At 62.0% G+C, this 19,137-nt stretch carries 13 protein-coding genes and 1 pseudogene; 7 read left to right on the forward strand and 7 right to left on the reverse strand.

All coding sequences use genetic code 11. The annotated features are described in order from the left end of the window. Positions 1-195 (forward strand): annotated as a pseudogene (locus VKP01_RS13870) (D-glycerate dehydrogenase); the annotation flags it as partial. A 74-nt stretch (positions 196-269) separates the two neighbouring features. Further along, positions 270-2,807 (forward strand): mechanosensitive ion channel family protein, encoded by a 2,538-nt coding sequence (locus VKP01_RS13875; protein ID WP_324413265.1) that lies wholly within the window; start codon positions 270-272, stop codon positions 2,805-2,807. Positions 2,808-2,861: 54 nt separating this feature from the next. On the opposite strand, the gene ppdK is transcribed toward VKP01_RS13875, so the two are convergent. Continuing rightward, positions 2,862-5,540: a pyruvate, phosphate dikinase gene (gene ppdK / locus VKP01_RS13880; RefSeq protein WP_324413267.1), complete on the reverse strand. Its 2,679-nt coding sequence runs from the start codon at positions 5,538-5,540 to the stop codon at positions 2,862-2,864. A gap of 132 nt (positions 5,541-5,672) precedes the next feature. After that, positions 5,673-6,860, reverse strand: coding sequence for a hypothetical protein (locus VKP01_RS13885; protein ID WP_324413269.1), 1,188 nt, complete (start codon positions 6,858-6,860; stop codon positions 5,673-5,675). Between the two features lie 296 nt (positions 6,861-7,156). On the opposite strand from VKP01_RS13885, the gene VKP01_RS13890 reads away from it, so the two are divergent. Beyond that, entirely contained in the window at positions 7,157-8,089 is a 933-nt protein-coding gene (locus tag VKP01_RS13890; RefSeq protein ID WP_324413271.1) for a 3-keto-5-aminohexanoate cleavage protein, read from the forward strand. A 51-nt stretch (positions 8,090-8,140) separates the two neighbouring features. Here VKP01_RS13890 and VKP01_RS13895 read toward each other — a convergent pair whose 3' ends face one another. Further along, positions 8,141-8,971 (reverse strand): sulfite exporter TauE/SafE family protein, encoded by an 831-nt coding sequence (locus tag VKP01_RS13895; protein WP_324413273.1) that lies wholly within the window; start codon positions 8,969-8,971, stop codon positions 8,141-8,143. Between the two features lie 434 nt (positions 8,972-9,405). On the opposite strand from VKP01_RS13895, the gene VKP01_RS13900 reads away from it, so the two are divergent. After that, positions 9,406-12,126 carry a hypothetical protein gene (locus tag VKP01_RS13900; protein ID WP_324413275.1) on the forward strand — a complete coding sequence of 907 codons (2,721 nt, stop codon included), beginning with the start codon at positions 9,406-9,408 and terminating at the stop codon, positions 12,124-12,126. Positions 12,127-12,306: 180 nt separating this feature from the next. Here the strand turns inward: VKP01_RS13900 and VKP01_RS13905 are convergent, their stop codons facing one another. The 3 genes from VKP01_RS13905 to VKP01_RS13915 form a co-directional block, all read right to left on the reverse strand. After that, positions 12,307-12,759 (reverse strand): PaaI family thioesterase, encoded by a 453-nt coding sequence (locus VKP01_RS13905; RefSeq protein WP_324413277.1) that lies wholly within the window; start codon positions 12,757-12,759, stop codon positions 12,307-12,309. Beyond that, positions 12,756-13,847 (reverse strand): tRNA dihydrouridine(20/20a) synthase DusA, encoded by a 1,092-nt coding sequence (dusA, locus tag VKP01_RS13910; RefSeq protein WP_324413279.1) that lies wholly within the window; start codon positions 13,845-13,847, stop codon positions 12,756-12,758. Before dusA ends, VKP01_RS13905 begins: the two co-directional genes overlap by 4 nt. 95 nt (positions 13,848-13,942) lie before the next feature. Continuing rightward, the gene (locus VKP01_RS13915) at positions 13,943-14,851 is read right to left on the reverse strand and encodes a methyltransferase domain-containing protein (RefSeq protein ID WP_324413281.1); all 909 of its coding nucleotides are present in this window, start codon (positions 14,849-14,851) and stop codon (positions 13,943-13,945) included. A gap of 249 nt (positions 14,852-15,100) precedes the next feature. On the opposite strand from VKP01_RS13915, the gene VKP01_RS13920 reads away from it, so the two are divergent. The 3 genes from VKP01_RS13920 to VKP01_RS13930 all read left to right on the forward strand — a co-directional run bounded on the left by VKP01_RS13920 (position 15,101) and on the right by VKP01_RS13930 (position 18,164). Then, positions 15,101-15,361, forward strand: a complete 261-nt coding sequence (locus tag VKP01_RS13920; RefSeq protein WP_324413283.1) for a hypothetical protein — start codon at positions 15,101-15,103, stop codon at positions 15,359-15,361. A 441-nt stretch (positions 15,362-15,802) separates the two neighbouring features. Then, positions 15,803-16,135, forward strand: a complete 333-nt coding sequence (locus tag VKP01_RS13925) for a cytochrome c (protein ID WP_324413285.1) — start codon at positions 15,803-15,805, stop codon at positions 16,133-16,135. A 649-nt stretch (positions 16,136-16,784) separates the two neighbouring features. Continuing rightward, the gene (locus tag VKP01_RS13930; RefSeq protein WP_324413288.1) at positions 16,785-18,164 is read left to right on the forward strand and encodes a hypothetical protein; all 1,380 of its coding nucleotides are present in this window, start codon (positions 16,785-16,787) and stop codon (positions 18,162-18,164) included. On the opposite strand, the gene VKP01_RS13935 is transcribed toward VKP01_RS13930, so the two are convergent. Then, positions 18,135-19,137: hypothetical protein (locus VKP01_RS13935; RefSeq protein WP_324413290.1), on the reverse strand; the 1,003-nt coding region annotated here is incomplete at its 5' end. The genes VKP01_RS13930 and VKP01_RS13935 overlap by 30 nt on opposite strands.

Below are 19,137 nucleotides of genomic sequence, written 5' to 3' on the forward strand. Positions count from 1 at the left end.
GTGTTCGAGCACGAACCCGCCGTCAATCCGCGTCTGGTCAAACTCGCGCGGGCCGGCAAGGTGGTCCTCTTGCCGCATATGGGCTCGGCCACAGTGGAGGGGCGCATCGACATGGGGGAAAAGGTGATCGTCAACATCCGCACCTTCCATGACGGGCACCGCCCGCCCGACCGGGTGCTGCCAAGCATGCTCTGACAGCCGGAACTGATCAGGCATCGCGCAATCCGCTAAAGCCTTCCCGATCCGTCCGATAACGAGATACCTCCATCATGCGCCAAGGTTTCTGCAGCCCTGATTCAGGGACGCTTCGCCTGATACGCTTCTTCGCCGCTGCAGGCCTTCTCGCATGGCTGATGCTCGTCCTGTCGGCCTCGGTCGTCATGGCGCAAACCACGCCATCGCCTCTGAGCCCGCCCGACACCACGAGCCCGCGCGCCTCGTTCGAGAATTTCCTGCGCAATACGGATGCCTTCATCGCATCACGCCGCGCGAATGCCCCGGTGAATGAACAGAACACCGCTTTACGCGCCGCCGTCGAAAGCTTCGATTTCGACGCGACGCCCTATGCCGCGTCGACCTCGAAGCAGATCGAGCGGGTTCTGATGACCCGCGAGATACTCGCGCGCGCGCAAATGCCGGCGGCGTCGAGTATCCCGGATGCGCAAGCCGCAGCGGCGAATGGCATTGTCGACTGGACCGTACCGGGGACCGGTCTGCGGATGATGCGGATCGATGGCGGGCGCGATGCGGGCGAATTCAAATTCGATGCACGCACGATCGTCGATCTGGAACTGGATTATCACCAGGTTCAGGACCTGCCGCGCCGTGATGGCCGCGCGGACGCCTATGCGGAATATCTGCGCGGCTCGGACCGGACCGGCGCAATGGAGGACACCATCGCGACGCGGCTGGCGGGTGTTCGCATGACCAGTCCCCGCAACACGCTCGAGGCGTTCATGGCCAACATGAACGCCGCCCATGAGATCGCGATGGCTGCGCAGGCCGCACATGATGCCGATCCGCCCGCGATCACCCGGGAACAGGCGTGGATCGAGCAGGCGAAGGCCGATAATCACCTTCGCCAGGCCAGCTCGGTCTTTGATCTCTCTCAGGTTCCCGCCGTTCTGCGCCGGGACACCGGCATCGAATCGGCACTGTTGCTGAAAGAGATCCTCGACCGCATGCCTCTGCCGCGGATCGATACGATACCCAACGCGGTCGATCTCGCCGGTCTCGAATCGGATCAGGCCTATCGTTGGCGCTTGCCGGGCACCGGAATCGAGATCGAGCGGATGCAGACGGGGCCCGATGCCGGCAATTTCCTGTTCGACGCCAATTCGGTTGCGCTTCTGCCGGCGAATTACGAGGCGCTGAAGGATCTACCCTATCGCGCGGAGGACAGTCTGGCCTTGTCGGACTTTCATGCCGCGCAGGTCACGCCGGGTTTCTACGAATTCTACGCCTCCACGCCCGGCTATCTCGTGCCAAGTGCACATATCCTCGGTGAAGTGGTCGAGCGCCTGCCGGAATGGCTCTTCATCGTGATCAGCGGCCAGACCCTGTGGCAATGGCTCGGCTTCACCCTGACGCTTGGTATCCTGGCGGTGGCCTGCTGGAGCGTCTTCAGGGTGACCGATGCTCTGGCGCGCCGCTTTGCGGGGCCGCCCTTCGCCTGGCTGGCAATTTCCGCGCCGCTCGTATCAGCCTATTTCGTTCGAATCGCCGCCCTGTTCCTTGATGTCGACATCAACTTCACGGGAATGGCGTTGCGCTACCTGCTGTTTGCGGCGGGTATTCTGGAACTCGCCTTCTACGTAGGGGCCGTCTGGCGCTTGTTCCGCGCCATCGGCACGACGATTCTCGCTTCACCTGCCATGTCCGGACGTGGGTTCGATGCCAGTCTCGTGCGGCTTTTGTCCGGCATCCTGGCCGTTGCGACGAGCGTCGGCGTGGCCGCTTTCGGCCTGCAGAATCTCGGTGTCGATATCGTGCCGCTCCTGGCCGGCATCGGTGTGGGTGGTCTGGCCGTCGCGCTCGCGATCCGCCCAACGCTGGAAAACCTGATCGGCGGGCTGATTCTCTTCTCCGACAAGCCGGTCCGGGTCGGCGATTTCTGCACATTCGGCGACATGAGCGGCACCGTCGAGGATGTGGGGATCCGCTCCACCCAGATCCGCGCGATGGACCGGACACTCATCGCGGTTCCGAATGCCAAATTCGTGGATATGGAAATCATCAACTGGGCACGCTGCGACAAGATGCTGATCAGCAGTGTTCTGGGACTGCGCTACGAGACCAGCGACGATCAGTTGCGCTTTGTCCTGGTCAGGATCCGAGAAATGCTGCACGCCCATCCCAGGATCGACAACGACACGATCCGGGTTCGTTTCGCCGATTACGGGCCGTCCTCGCTCGATATTGGCCTGCGGGTCTATGCCCTGACGCGGGACTGGAACGAATTTCACGCGATCAGGGAAGACGTCTTCCTGCGCATCAAGCAGATCGTCGAGGGTTCAGGCACCCGCTTCGCCATTCCCTCGCAGACCCTTTACATGACGAGAGATCGCGGACTCGACGCGGAACAAACGGCTCAGGCAGACGCGGAGGTCGCCCGCTGGCGCAAGACCGGCACACTGCCGTTCCCCCGCCTCACGCCCGCACGCATGCGCGAACTCGAAGACACGCTTCCCTATCCGCCGGAAGGCTCATCCGAACGGGCTCAGGCCCGGGCGCGGGAGGGGCAGACGGCTGAGCCTCTCTCGACGCCGGAAACCGATACGGTTGCGACCGGAGAGCGAAAATCATAGGGCGCTCGCGCCCCCGGAAGAATGCAATCGTCGGCTCGTCCGGACCCTTTCCGTTCAGGCCAGTGAGCGCGCCTCCTTCGCCAGAGCCGCCTGCGCAGCAGCCAACCGCGCGATCGGCACCCGGTAGGGAGAGCAGGAGACGTAGTCGAGCCGCTGCTTCTCGCAGAAGGCGATCGAAGCCGGATCGCCGCCATGCTCGCCGCAGATACCGAGCTTGATGTCGGGCCGCGTCGCGCGTCCGCGCTCGACGGCGAGCGCCACGAGTTCGCCCACACCATCCTGGTCGATGGTGACGAAGGGATCGTGTTCCAGAAGCCCCTGCTGCACATAAGTCCCCAGGAAGGAGGCGGCGTCATCGCGCGAAATCCCGAGCGTCGTCTGGGTGAGATCATTGGTGCCGAAGGAGAAGAACTCCGCCGAGGCGGCGATCTCGCCGGCACGCAGCGCCGCGCGGGGCAATTCGATCATGGTGCCGATCTGGTAGTCGATCCGCTCGCCGCTCTCGTGCATCACCGCTTCGGCGACGGCCTCGATACGCGCCTTGACCGTATCCAGCTCGGGCTGCGACATCACCAGCGGGATCATCACTTCCGGCGAGACCTTGGCGCCGGTCTCCTTGCCGGCGGCGATGGCCGCCTCGAAAATGGCGCGGGCCTGCATCTCGGCGATCTCGGGATAGGCCACCGCCAGACGCACGCCCCGGAAGCCGAGCATGGGATTGACTTCATGCAGTTCGGCTGCGCGGCGGCGTATCTTCTCCGGCGACACATCGAGGGAGCGGGCGACGTCGTTGATCTCGCCATCGCCATGCGGCAGGAATTCATGCAGCGGCGGGTCGAGCAGGCGGATCGTCACCGGCAGGCCGCTCATGATGGCGAACAGCCGGGTGAAATCGTCGCGCTGCATGGGCAGGAGTTTGGCCAGAGCCGCACGGCGACCGGTTTCGTCGTCAGAGAGAATCATCTCGCGCATGGTGATGATGCGCTCGGCATCGAAGAACATGTGCTCGGTGCGGCACAGGCCGATCCCCTCCGCCCCGAAATTGCGGGCCATCTGCGCATCGCGCTCGGTCTCGGCATTGGCGCGGACCCTGAGCCGGCGCAGCTTGTCGGCCCAGGCCATGAGCTTGGCGAAATCGCCCGAGAGCTCCGGCTGCAGCATGGCGATCTCGCCGGCGAGCACCTGACCGTTGCCGCCATCGAGGGTGATGATCTCGCCCTCGTTGAACACGCGCCCCATCACGGTCATGGTGGCGGCCTTGTAATCGACGCGGATCGAGCCGGCGCCCGAGACACAGGGCTTGCCCATACCACGCGCAACGACCGCAGCATGCGAGGTCATGCCGCCACGCGTTGTGAGAATACCCTCCGCCGCATGCATGCCGTGAATATCCTCGGGCGAGGTCTCGACGCGCACGAGGATGACCTTGCGCCCGGCCTTCTTCGCGGCCTCGGCGGCGTCCGAGGAGAACACGATCGCCCCGCTCGCGGCACCGGGCGAGGCCGGCAGGCCGTTGGCGATGATGTCGCGCTCGGCCCTGGGGTCGATCATCGGATGCAGAAGCTGGTCGAGCGCCTGCGGCTCGACCCGGGTGACGGCCTCCTCCTCGCCGATTACGCCCTCATCGACGAGGTCGCAGGCGATCCTGAGGGCGGCGCGGGCGGTGCGCTTGCCGTTACGGGTCTGGAGCATCCACAACTTGCCTTTCTCGACGGTGAACTCGAGATCCTGCATGTCGCGGTAATGGCCCTCCAGCACGCCATAGATGCGCACGAGCTCAGCGAAGGCTTCGGGCATCGCCTTTTCCATCGAGGGCTTGTCGGAGTTGGAGGCCGCGCGCGCGGCTTCGGTAATATCCTGCGGCGTGCGGATACCCGCCACCACGTCCTCGCCCTGCGCGTTGATCAGGAACTCGCCATAGAGCGCCTTCTCGCCGGTGGAGGGGTTGCGGGTGAAGGCGACGCCGGTGGCCGAGCTCTCCCCCATATTGCCGAAGACCATGGCCTGGACATTGACCGCCGTGCCCCATTCGGCGGGAATCGCATTCAGCTCGCGATACTTGATCGCACGCGGCGTCATCCAGGAGCCGAACACGGCGCCGATTGCGCCCCAGAGCTGCTCCTGCGGATCCTGTGGGAAGGGCGCGCCGCGCTCCTTGGTGACGATGCGCTTGAAGGTCTCGATCAGCGCCTGCCAGTCCTGCGCGGAGAGCTCGGTATCGAGATGGTAATCCTTGCGCTCCTTGTAATCCTCGAGCGCCTCCTCGAACAGGTGATGTTCGACGCCGAGCACCACCGAGGAATACATGGTGATGAAGCGGCGGTAGGAATCCCAGGCGAAGCGCTCGTCCTGCGCGTCGGCGGCGAGTGCGCGCACGGTCTCGTCATTAAGGCCCAGATTGAGCACCGTATCCATCATGCCCGGCATCGAGGCACGCGCGCCCGAGCGCACGGAGACGAGCAGCGGCGCCTTGCCATCGCCGAAGCCGCGCCCGGTGATGCGTCCGACTTCCGCGAGCGCCGCATCCACGGCCGCGATCAGGCCGTCGGGATAGCTTTCGCCGTTTTTGTAATAATGCGTGCAGACTTCCGTCGTGATCGTGAAACCGGGTGGGACGGGCAGGCCGAGATTGGCCATTTCGGCCAGATTGGCGCCCTTGCCGCCGAGCAGGTTGCGCATGTCGGATGCACCCTCGGCCTTGCCGTCGCCGAAGGAATAAACCCATTTCGTCATCACGGACCCCTGTTGCCTGAGCGCGCGGATGCTCAAGACCCGCGCGCGCTAGGCATAGCCTCTGACGGCGGATTTGAAAACAGGGCGCTTACGGATAGAAAGGGAACAATGAAGCATTAGAAGCAACGGGTTTCACCGCGCGAACAGCGGGTTTACCGGACCGGCGCCTGCCGGTGCGAGGTTGCCGACGGGGTGGGAGGTGGCGGAACGCGTATCGGTGAAAAAGGGATTTGCGCTTTCCAGCTGGCTTCTCTCGACCCGGGCCGCTGCCCGCTCCCGGTCCCGTGCCTCGTTTTCGTCACTCACACGCTGCGAGACGCCAGCGACAGGCATGTCGTGATCAGCGGTGCGCGCGGGGGCGAACTGGCCGGCAGGCATCATGGCGATGGTCTGCGCCTGCATCGGAATCGGTAAGGTGGGCATGACTTGCGGGCGGGCACGCCGGTCGAAATCGGCTAGCGCATCGACATTCCCGGCCTGCGCTGCCGCAGTCGGTGCGGCGGGTGCGGGCGTCTCAGTCGGCCCGGCTGCCGGCTTCGCCTGCGATGCCGGCTCGGAATCATCGCGGACGAGGCCGGGTACCGGTGTCACGGCAAAGGGGCGGCTATCGAGCGCGCCGGTGCGCATGAAAGCCGCGATTCGCGCCGCGATTTCCGGCGGCGCCGCGCTGTTGAGGCGGTATTGCGGCGCCCGCGCCGTCTCGCCATCGCGCCACGCGTCATCAACGACGGCGTCGACGCGCTGGTTTTCCTCGGTCGCGCGAACCGGTTTATGGATCAGATCGCTGCGGCCGGACAGACCCTCGGCGACGAGAGAGCTGCCGGGCGGCGGTGTCGGCAATTGCGGCAGCAATTCGCGCGGTATCGGCGGGCCGATCGGCTCGGGAGGCGGTCGGGCCGTCCTGGCCGTCACCGCGCCGGGCGCGTCATTGCGCGATGGCGCCATTGCGGGCGCGGCCGCTTGCAGAGCCGCTTCCAGGGCGCCTTGCGGCGTAGCGTGCGGATTGGCTTGCGGCAATCCGGGCGCCTGTGCCTGACCCGCCGGCGGATTCTGTCCGCGCCGTGCCGTCTGCGCGTTTGCACGTTCGCGCGGATCGGCTGGCGCGATCCGCGCGCGGATGCTCTCGTCCGGCACCGGCACGCCGCCATTGCGGCGCTGGTCGTTCTGCCCGCCCGTCTCCGTCTGGGTGCGGGTCTGCAGGCCATTGATGTTCGAGGCGCGCACGGTTTCCTGAAAATCACGACGCGCACGTTCCAGCGCCTTGTCGCCAATCTGGTCGACAGGGGTGTTGAGACGGGCCGTGATCGGCACGACAGCCACGCGGGCACTCCTTGCTGTTGCTGCGCCCTGGCATGCGGACACGGCGCGTGATGTGTCAGACGTCCGCCAAAGCGTGCACCGGCGGATTGATTAACCTAAGATTGTAATCAAAAACGTGGCTTTGCATACCCTACGTAGCGTCATGCACGGCCATTTCGTCGATGATGGTTAACCCGGCGCGGCTTCGGCGTGCATGGCGCGCTCACGTGCGCGTCGCTGCGCATCCGCCCGGCGCGATGACGAATAGGCGCGCGCCCTTCCCTGTCGCATAATGCAAAGCCAGACCGGAGGAAACCATGGCCAAAACCGATAAAGTCATCATCACCTGCGCGGTGACCGGCGCGATCCATACCCCGTCCATGTCGCCGCATCTGCCGGTGACGCCGCAGGAGATCGCGGAAGCGGCGATCGGCGCGGCGGAAGCGGGGGCCGCGATCGTGCATCTGCATGCCCGCAATCCCGAGACCGGCCAGCCGGACCAGTCGCCGGAAGCCTTCCTGCCATTCCTGCAGGTGATCAAGCAGCGTTCCGATTGCGTGATCAACCTCACCACCGGCGGCTCGCCGACCATGCTCGCGGAAGAGCGCCTGCGTCCCGCCGCGACGCTCGCGCCGGAAGTCGCCTCGCTGAATATGGGCACGATGAATTTCGGGCTCTATCCGATGCTGGAGCGCTTCAAGGAGTTCAAGCACGATTGGGAGCGGCCCTATCTGGAAGGCTCGCGCGATCGCATCTTCCGCAACACCTTCGCCGATATCGAGACGATCCTCGCCACCTGTGACGGCAACGGCACGCGGTTCGAATTCGAGTGCTACGATATCGGCCATCTCTACACGCTGGCCCATTTCCTCGATCGCGGCCTCGTCAAGCCGCCGCTTTTCGTGCAGAGCGTATTCGGCATTCTGGGCGGGATCGGTCCGCATCCCGAGGATGTCGCGCATATGCGGCGCACCGCCGATCGCCTGTTCGGCAAGGATTACAAATGGTCAGTGCTGGGAGCGGGGCGCAACCAGATGCCGATCGCGGCAATGGCGGCGGCGATGGGGGCGAATGTGCGCGTGGGGCTGGAAGACAGCCTCTGGATCCGCCCGCGACAGCTCGCCGAGAGCAACGCCCAGCAGGTCAAGCAGGTGCGCGGCATCATCGAAAATCTCGGCCTCGAGATCGCCACGCCCGACGAAGCGCGTGAAATGCTCGCCTTCAAGGGCGGCGATGCGGTGAATTTCTGACGCACGAGGCGCCGGCGCGCCTCGGCGCCGGCGCCGCTTCCGCACAACGTCTCAGGTCAGGATGGCATAGACGAACCGCGCGCAGACGATAGCAAGGAAAATGCCGAAGGCGACCTCAAGCTTGCGCTTGGGCCAGGCATGGGCGAGGTTCACGCCAATCTGCGCGGTGAGCAGGGTCGTCGGCACGACCAGGATCAGCCCGAGCAGCGAGACGAAACCGATCGCATCCGGCGGCAGGCCCTCACGGCCCCAGCCGGCATAGATGTAGCCGAGCGCCCCGGGCACCGAGATCAGCACACCGAGCCCGGCGGAGGTCGCCACCGCCTGGTGGATGCCGCGATTGTGCAACGTCATGATGATATTCGAGATCTGACCGCCACCGATCCCCATCAGCGCCGAGAGCAGACCGATCAGCCCGCCATAGGCGCGCAGCGTGAGCCCCTTGGGCAGATCCATGGCGACGCGCCATTTTTCATTGCCGAAGAGCAGCTTGATCGCATTCACCCCGGCCACCAGGATGAAGACGAGCATGAAAACCCAGGGGTCGGCATAGCGCGCGATCAGGCTTCCCAGCACCACGCCCAGCACCACCGGCACGGCCCAGGCGCGCAGCACGCTCATATCCACCGCGCCCTTGAGATAATGCCCGCGGAAGGAGCGGATCGAGGTCGGGATGATGATGGCGAGCGAGGTGCCGACCGCGAGCGGCATGCGCACCTCGTCATCAATGCCCAGAATGCCGAACACCTCGAACAGGATCGGCACGATCACCGCCCCGCCCCCGACTCCGAAGAGCCCCGCCAGCACCCCGGTCAGCGCCCCGGCGGCAAGAAGCGCCACGGCAAGCATGGCGAGATCGGCAATTGGCAAACCGTTCATCATGGATTTATCATCCGCTGAGTGTTGTTTGGCGCTCTGTGCGCTTTTTCGGGCTGTGAGGCAAGCGTCGGAGCCGCCAGAGCGACTTGGCGCTTTTGCAAGTGCCTGGCAGTTCCTCAGGTGTTTGGCGGTTCTGCAAGTGAGGGAGATCGGGTGGGGCGTGGACTCATGCGAACGCTCAATTCTTGCGGTATTGACCGATCAGGCACGACGCCAGGACCCCAGCGATTGATGGCTTGGCATCAAGTTATCCAGGGCGATCTCTGCGGCAGCGCACAGGCGTCACCTGACCAGCAAATCAATTCTATCGGATGTAAAATTAATTTACATAACTAAAAATTATAATTGATATTTTTTAATTATAAAGGTAGAGGGGTCAACTTTCAATTCTGATTTTATGCACCCCGTTAATTCAAACATTATCCGGAGTTGCGAGCATGGTGAGTATCAGCCCGCTGTTTTCCCCGACGTCTTCCCAGATGAATGGCTCACCTGACGCGACACCTTTCGCGCTGTCGAAAGGGATCGGCTCCGGCGCCATCATGCCCACGGCGGCGATGCCCGGTGGCGGCGATGTCCTCGCGTTCGTTCCCTCGCCGGTACCGGGCACCGAGAGAACAGTTCTGGAAATCCTGTCCCGAACCCTCCCCGGCGCCGCTGGCCATTTGCTCTCCGGTATCCTGTCGAAAATCTCGCCGGTTCTGTTCGTCCTCAATACACGTGATACTGCAGATACCACACAGATGCTGGCCCTCGTGCGCAGTCTGGAGGCGGCAGGGATCGACCCGCGCGAAGTCGCCTTCGGCTTACTGCCCAATGGCAACCTCGGCGTTTATGATCGCAATGACGACAGCGAATTCCCCCATCTGGTCGCCTTTGTCGACCAGGAGACCGGCGAGGTCGTAGCGCAGAGACCCGTCGAGCAGCCCGCGCTGATTCCTGATGGCTTCAATCCGTTCCCGCCGATCAGCCCGAGCGATCTGCCGCCGGGAGATCCACCGCCGCGGATACCGCCGAGCAACCCCGATACCGAGATCGAGGAATCGGAAACGCCGGATGATGTGACCGCACCGCAAACGCAATTCCTGCCGGGCGAGGTTCCTGCCACCGACCCGAACGCGCTGTCGCCCGAGGCACAAGAAAGAATCGACGCCCTCAATGCACAGCGCCATGCGCTGAAGGAGCGGATCGCGAATATCCAGGATCAGATCGATCGCCTCGGTAACGAAGTCGCACAAATGGAAGCCGCGCAGCGCAGGATCGCCGAACAGGGCCGCCTGCGCCAGGAGAGCCGGAATATCATGACCGGTCTAGAGCGCGAGATCAGCGGTGGCAGTGTCAACTCCCTGATCGGCGGGCCCCTCTCAGACCCGCAGCATATCGAGGCCCTCGCAGCAGCCGTGTTTGCGAGAGCCGCCGCGTTCGAGGCTGAGGGCGAGTATGAAAAGGCACTCGCACTCATCGAAGCCTTCCTCGACCGCTACGAAGCCCACGCCTCCGAAATTCCAGGCTCGACACCGCTGCTCGGAGGCGCGTCGCAGCGTGGATTCGAAAGGTACTTCCATCGTATCGAGGAAGAGTTGAGGGAAGCAATCAGGCGCAGCCTTGGTCACTCGAGTTTCACCGATGGGACTGATCCGATCGAGGAAGTGATCGAGAAGCACGGAATTTCAGCGCAGATCATGCTGTATACTCTCGCTGCCGCGATGGCTCCAGAGGAGATCGCCGGCCTTCCGGATGGGCTCCTTTCCGAACCCTCGACAGCGATCGCCAACGAAATGCGCAAACTGCATCCCAAGATGGCTGCAGGTCTCGTAGCCGCCCTTGGCGACCGGCTGGTGAATTTGCCGCAAATTTATCGGATCGCCCTCGCCGCTTCGCTTTCCGGAGGCGACAAGAACGACCCCGTGATCGCGCGAGCCATCGAAATGCTCGAAGCCGTCGCGTCGGGGGGCGAACTCTCGCCGGAACTGAACCCTCTCTCGCGTGGTGCCGAGACATTTGTCTCCGAACAGATCGCCGCAGGCAAACTCACGCTTGAGCAATTCTATGAGCTCAGCGCATTGAACCCGCACCTCCACCCGATCGTCCTCATTCATCGAATCATGAAGATGAATCGCGGAGAAGAGGTGGAGGATTTGCGCCTTTCCGAGAGTGATGCCATCCCTGAAATCGATCGCTCAGCGGATATCCTGCCACCGGCAAACATGGTGCATTCGTGGGCGGATATCAGAGCCGTTTTGGGTAGCTTCGGGATGTATCTTGCTGATACGAGCGAACTCTCGGAGGAATTCAACCTCGCGCAACATTCCGAAGCGGAAATGTGCGCCATCATCAACGCGGCAATCCCCTATCTCCGTCTCATCGCGGAGATATTTCCCGGCGCGTTGAATGGCCTCTCCATTTCTGTTCACGCCCCGAACCCTCCTCCCGCCTACCCGGGAGACACGGGGCCGCTACTGGGCATGGGAGATACAGAATCGGGCACAATCTTCCTTTCCACGATGCTGGATTACTTCCAGCGCTTCGCAGAGCGCGATTTCGATGGGGCAACGAAATTCATGCTCACACTCTTTCACGAAATCGGGCACGCCTTTCAAGCCAAAGCGCCGGATGAGTCGCGAGACTTCACTCGCAATCTGAGCCCGGTTCTCGAAATATACGGCGGAGCAAGCTCAAATGCAGGTCAAGATGCCATGTCGATGGACGAGGCACTGGAAAAACTGTTCCCGAACGCGCCACCAGCAGAAAGGCGCAGCCTTCTCTTTGAAGAATACGAGGTCCGGATAGAAGATGTTGAGCGCATGACCCTGGAACAGGCAGGAGAAACAATAGTAGACCCCGAATACTATGATGGAACCCTGCAAGTTTACCGAACATTACTCGCCAACGTCACCGACATAGCAGGAATGACGACATCAGGATACGCTCGTACAGATGGTAACGAGGCGTTTGCAGAGCAATTTGCGCATTATCTTGCTGATAGAGGATACATGAATTATCCGGATACATTTCTGCCACACCATACCGAGCGAGCCCGAGCTCCCATGCCACCCAATCTGGAATATCTGATGCTGCGCACACTATTCGCGGTTCAAAACAGGAATGGTCCTGTGAGCGATAAACGCTATCCCGAATTTCTTGAAAACGACAACTAGAGCATCATTCCGTCAGGTGGATACCGGCTGACGGAAAAAAATGATGCGTCGAACAATAACCTGGAGCGCCCGGCCTGACTCCGCCAGGCCGGAGCGCGCTCTAAAGCACCTTTTTTGTTACGTGAGTTGCGTCAGACGCAAACCGCATATGCCTGGATTCAAAAACGAATACCGATCCCCTCAATCCGCCACGCCCTGCCGGTCGCGCATGCTCATCAGCGTAGCGGTGAGGCGGGCGGCGTGTGTGCGGGTGGCGCCTTCCTCACAGAACACATCCGCCTCGGCGATGGTCAGGCTGTGTCCCGCCTTGATCACCCGACCCTGCGCGATCAGGCGTTCGCCCTGTGCGGGGGCGAGCAGGTTGATCTTGAACTCGGCGGTGAGCACCCCCGCACCCGCCGGCATCAGAGTCAGCCCGGCATAGCCGGCGGCGGAATCGGCGATGGTGGCGACTACGCCGGCATGCACGAAACCGTGCTGTTGCAGGATGTGATCGGCGAAGGGCAGCGTGATCTCGACGATGCCCGGTTCGATCCGCGTGAGCGTCGCGCCAAGCGTCGCCATGATGCTTTGGCGGACGAAACTCGCGCGCACGCGGCTCTCGAAATCGGGATCGGCGGGAGTTAAGCTCACGCGGCATCCTCCTGCTCGCGCCGCGCCGTCGCCTCACGCACATGATCGACCGCCGCGCGCAGGGTAGCGAGCCCGGCATCAGGGGCGACGGCATGGGTCGAGAGATGGCGGCGATAGAGCCGCGCGCCGGGCTTGCCGGCAAAGAGCCCGAGCATGTGGCGCGTGATCGAGGCGAGCCGCACGCCCTCTTCCAGTCGATGCGCGATATAGGGCTCGAATGCCTCGATCGCGGCAAACGCATCCGAGACCGGCGGCTCGGCCTTGCCGAAAATCTCCGTATCCACCTGCAGGAGCAGTTCCGGATCCTGATAGGCCGCGCGGCCCAGCATCACACCGTCGAGGGTCACGCCGTCACGCGGCGTGAGCAGCGCGCGCGCCGTATCGATATCACGAATGCCGCCGTTGATGCTGATCGGCAGATCCGGATTGGCGGCTTTCAGCGCGAAGACGCGCGCGTAATCGAGCGGCGGGACGTCGCGATTCTCCTTGGGCGAGAGCCCCTGCAGCCAGGCCTTGCGGGCATGCACGACGATCTCGTCGACACCCGCTTGCCGGCAGGCGGCGGTGAGGACATCGAGCGCCTCGCCGGGATCCTGATCATCGACGCCGATGCGGCACTTCACTGTGCCGGGCAGCGACACCGCCGCCTTCATCGCCGCCACGCAATCCGCCACCAGCGCCGGCTCGCGCATCAGACAGGCCCCGAAACGCCCGTCCTGCACCCGATCCGAGGGGCACCCGACATTCAGATTGATCGCATCATAACCGTAATCCGCGCAGATCCGCGCCGCCTGCGCGAGCTCTCCGGGATCCGACCCTCCGAGCTGCACGGCGACGGGATGTTCCGCTTGCGAGAAACCGAGCAGCCGTTCGCGCGGCCCGTGGATCACCGCCCCGGTCGTCACCATCTCGGTATAGAGCAAAGCGCGCCGCGACAGCACCCGGTGGAACGCCCGGCAATGCCGGTCTGTCCAGTCCATCATGGGGGCGACCGAAAACCGCGCCGCACGCGCGGCATCGGGAGCCGTGACGCACTGCTCCTTGACGTCTGCGATCTCCTCGTTCTGCGCTTTCGGTGGCGCGTGCATCGCTGATCAGCTTCCTCGGTTTCGCGGATACATATGCATTTCAACGCCGCTATGTGCCGGTTTTCGATGGTCGGGGCAACCGGTTTTGCCGCCCCTCACCCTTTGGGCGCAGCCTTCTCCCCGGCACTGTGCTCGACCGTGCCCAGCGCATCAGCGAGGCGCATCTTTGCGGAGCCGGGGCGCAGCGGCTTCTGCTGGTTCTCGTGCGGGGACCAGCCCGAGAGCCAGATCAGCTCGAAGGTCGCGGGAATGCGACCATCGGGATCGGCGAAGCGTTCAGCATAGATCTGCGCGGCGCGCAGCATCAGCGCGCGGGTCACGGGCGTGCGGCGGCGGGCCAGAAGCGTGTTCGTCATGCCCATGCGCCTCAGGTCCTGCATCAGCGCGAAGGCGTTGTCGTAGCGCACGCGCAGGGTCTCGAGATCGGTGACGGGCAGCGCGAAACCGGCGCGCTGCATCAGAGCGCCGAGATCGCGCACATCAGCGAAGGGAGCGACGCGGGGGCTGAGCCCGCCCGTGAGTTCGCTCTCGGCATCGGTCAGGGCGGTACGCAATTCATGCAGCGTCGCACCGCCGAGGAGACAGCCGATGAACAGCCCGTCGGGCTTCAGGGCGCGCCTGATCTGGATAAGCGCACCGGGCAGATCATTCACCGCATGCAGGGCGAGCAGCGATACGGCGAGATCGAAGCACTCATGCGCAAAGGGCAGCGCCTCGGCATCACCGATCACCGCATCGCCGTTATCGCCCTGCTTGCGTGACAGCCCCGCCGGCGCCACCCGGAATACTGTTTGCGCATGCCCACGCGCGCGCAGATGCCGCGCTACGCCGGCATCCGGGCTCTCGATATCGAGGGCGAGGATGAAATCACGCATCACCGGCATCAGCCGGAGATCGAGATCCTCCAGGATATGACGCAGCAGGAAATCCGCATAGCCCTGTGTATGAGCCCGGACGAGACGGCGGCGTACCAGATTGCGATCAAAGACGAGTGGTGAATTCATGCACCCGATATGGCGCGAAAACGGCGCGGCGTGAAGGGGGCAAGCGGGCGATCCGCGCCGGCCTGCGGGTCGGAGCGCTGACCGGGCGCGGCTTCATGCCAAGAAGCATCATTGCGGCAGATGCCCGGAACCTTTGCGAATGATTGCTGCTGGAACGATACGGGCGCGTCCAGACGCACCCCTCTCACGCAGCGTCCCTGCGCTCGGCCCGCGTTCAACCTGTGCAGTTCTCCCGGGGAAAACGGTCCGATGCCGCGAGCCAAGCGATCCCTGAAAGTGCTGTACCGGGCTTTGGCCCGCCTTGCCGCCGCTTTCGTGGCCCTGATGCTGGCCGGAAGCGGCTTCGCCGCGAACGCAGAAACCGATTCTTCCATACTTGATCACGGCGAATATATCGCGCGTGCCTCCGGCTGCATGTCCTGTCATGGCGAGGATCTGTCAGGTGGCTATCAGGTTGAAACGCCAATGGGCACGATCGTGGCCAGCAATATCAGCCCGTCGCGCAAATAGGGGATCGGGGGCTATGACCGCGACGACCTCGCCGATGCGCTGCGCCGTGGCGTCCGACCGGTCAGCCGTTTCCGTTCAGCATCCGCACCGCGGTGATCGCGTGGAACGCACTCTTTCCGGGGGCCGTGCGAACGCGCCGAGCCTGATGATCCCGTGCTGCGCCGGGGCGCCTGTCTGGTCGATCATCCGGGCATTGCAGTGTCGGCGGGCGGCACCGGCGCATCGGCCATCTTGAACAGGACATGCGCGGGCACGTCTCGACGCTTCTGGCGAAATCGCTGAGCCAGGGCGCGCGGAACGGTGCCGTCACCGTCGAGGATCGCGTGATGCTGCCGGAAGGATCGCTGCTATCGGCACTGAATGCGATCAAGCGCCCCGGCACAACAGGACGCGCGCCCGCCAGGATCCCCGTCTCAGGGGGAGGCGGTCGACACGACTCTGTTGCGCCTCTCGGACAATCCCGACCGCTTCACCGGGACCGATGGGGAGGCGCTCTATCGGACCATCTGTCAGGCTTGCCATATGGAGGACGAAAAGGGTGCTGCGGGCGCGCATCCGCTGCTCGCCGGCAATCCCAAGCTGATCTCGAAACATTTCCTGTCCGGCGTGATACTCACGGGATACTATGGAATGCCGCGTTTCGGGCACCAGATGTCGGACGAGCAGATCGCCGCGGTGGCCAATTACGTGCGCAGCCATTTCGGCAACGACTATCCCGACCCGGGCACCCCGGATCAGGCTTCCCGCCTGCGACCGCAGGAGAACGGTGATTGAGCGCACAGCCGGTCACGGCGCTATCGATGTCGTGCCAAAATATAGCCTGCCGAGACTTCTCACGGGATTTCCGCAGATGGCAAGATCCTCGTGAGTGGACCGCTTCACACTCGAAATTGGCTGGGGCGGCAGGATTCGCCTGCTGAAACCCAACGCGCTCCTAAGCAGCTGGAAAAGCTACAGAAATTAAAATGCGCACGACAGCATGTGTTACAACTGTAATTCTGATTATCGTACGCCATGCCCGCCAACGCAATCCGCGATCGCAGTTATCCACAGGCTAAACCGAGACAGAATGACGGTTGGGCGTTTCGGTGATCGAGTAACGAGCCGGACGATAACAAGGCGGGCATGGCAGGGCTCCGAATCAAAGGAGCCCTTATGAATCACGCTCCGCGCGCAAACGCACGCGCGTTAGCCTGAAGCGATTGCCCTGCCGTGCTTTGCGGCACCAGTTGACAACTATTGAAGCGGGTTGGATCCTTGAGAGGAATTGCCCGCTCATGCGCTTCATCCGTGCAATGAACCTGCCACGCACGCGTACCAACCTGTTTTTCGAATGTGAGGTTCTTGGTTAGGGGGTAGTGTTCGTATCGGAGAGTCGCGCCGAAGCTCAAAGGCGTGCCCGCCAAAAGGATGCGTAGAAGCGATGATCAAGCAATCCGTACTAGCTCATGATGAACTGCAGGACGCTGTTCCCTTAAGCCGACCTCAACCTGCGGAACGCCAGGAGATAATCGCCAAGGCGCTTCAAAAAGCTGAAAGCTCATATTTTGCCCCTGTGTCTTATGGCTATCAAGAGATCCCAGTCACCGCAATAGATCATACCCTTTTGATATATCGCGTCGATAATGGTCGGCTTCTCGCTGACCTCGCCGAGCGGACCGAAAATATGGAGGTGTTGTCACGTATCCGAGACAACCCCGAAGCGTTTGAGACGCAGTCCTTCCTGCATCGCCTCTTGCTTTCAAAAGCCAGGGATCCCGGCGGCCCGATTTTCGATGAATTGGCGCGTGAGGCGATCCAGACGGAACCGCTATTGGTTGATTGCAACGGGGTCGTGATTAATGGGAATCGCCGGCTCGCGGCTATGCGAACATTGCATGCGATCGATGCATCGAAATACGCCTCATTCGCGACTGTATCAGCTGCAGTCCTCCCCGAGGATATCAGTCCGCGGGATGTCGAGTTCACCGAATCGGCATTGCAACTCGCGCCAGAAACAAAACTGGGCTACGGATGGATCGAGCGGCGTCTGAAACTGCAGCATCAGATCGAACAGCTGAAGCTACCCGAATCATGGATCGTGAAGGCGTATCGGCTTCAAGATGCGGGACAGATCAGCGCCGAACTGGCGGAACTGAGTCTTGTGGAGGAGTACCTTTGCGGTTTTGTCGCAGCCCCGAAGCAATATTCGCAGGTTGCGGATGCGGAGGAATTGTTTCGCGGTTTGCAAAACCAGCTGACGACACTCTCTGATCCCCTTGAACGGATCTGGCGGGGATTGGGGTTTGCGCTGATTGCCGCTCGTAATCAACTTGAACCGGGCTTCGATCGGCATTTTCCGTTTGCAGACCCTGCACCCAAGACCATGCCTCATTGGGCGATCAAAGCTCTTGTTCATGGAAACAGATCCGATCCGGACATTGCACCCTGTTATTCTGAGAACGATGCAATCACAATTGTTGAAATGGAAGCGATAGCGCGGATGATAGAAAGGAGCCGAAACGATCCGGCGGCTGCATCAGATGTCGCACACACGCTTTCCGAACTTCGTCGCATTCACGGCGAACGGAGAGCCCCGCATCGGATGCTTCATCGGATGCGGGAAGCTCGACAAATGATGGACAAGTTGGATCCGACACGGCTTACGCCAGAGCAAAAAAGCCGCTTGCGCGGAGACGTGGCAGCCATTCACGCACAGGCTGCATATCTCTTGGGGGAAAATCCCGAAACCCGCTTCGAGCAACGTAAAACAGGCGTCCTCAAAGCCGTCAATCTACTGATAAGTCGTATCCGGAATAGCTGAAGGGTCGAAAAACAGAGAGCGCTCGAAGGGTACAGAAATCTCAATGCGGTCGCCCGATTCGAACCGAACCGGGAACGTAAACACCGCGAAAGCAACATCCTCCTCCACCAGTATCGGGCGTATCGGCTCCATCAATCCGATCGCGAGCCGCCGCATTCCCAGACGAACCGGAACACTGTCGATACCGCTTATACCGCGCACATTCGGGAAAACGAGCATCGGTGATCCAAAGCTGAAAATGGGCTCCGGTGTCTGACCGATTTCAACATGAATGATGTCACGCGTTTCACGTTGAGGATCGGCGTCAAGCCGCACATCGAACACCAGGCTGAGAGACAATTCGTCGAACTGCACAACGGTTTGACGATCATCCCCTTCGCCCTGTTGCGACAAGCTGCCTGTGATTTCGCGTCGTTGCGACAGCTCACCCATTCGCACGATGGGGGCCGGCATATCCTCAAACTCCGCGGTGTCCAAAAACTCCTGAACGCCTGTTTCCGTGATGATGTCCGACAGAACATCCGTCTGGGCAAGACGGCGATCCACCCACCAATATCGCGGATCTCCGAAGACGAAAATCGCAACAATCGTGGCAACAAGAGCAGCACAAAGCACCATAAAAGCGCCTCGTGATAAACGGTAACGTGATGACGCTGCGCCAGGAGGCGGCGGCGCTGGAATATCATCAGTTATTTCTGGCGCACCTTCAAAAAGCGAAGCCTCTTCCTCGGTCTGGTTTGTGCGCGCTGCCCCATCGTTCGAACCAGGTTTCTCCGCTGAAAGTTTTTCAGTTTCCGGCTTAACAGTGGATTTGTCTTCAGCTTTCCCGTTCGATTTTGAATCACCAGCCGGTTTTTTCGTTAGTTTATTGATGTCTTCTGTATCTTTCTTTTTTCCCTCAGGCGTTAAGTCACAATTCTCGGATGTATTGAGTTCTGGCCCTGTGACATTGTTATCGGATTTCTTTTGCGAC

The organism is Saliniramus sp., assembly GCF_035311605.1.
GTDB lineage: Bacteria > Pseudomonadota > Alphaproteobacteria > Rhizobiales > Beijerinckiaceae > Saliniramus.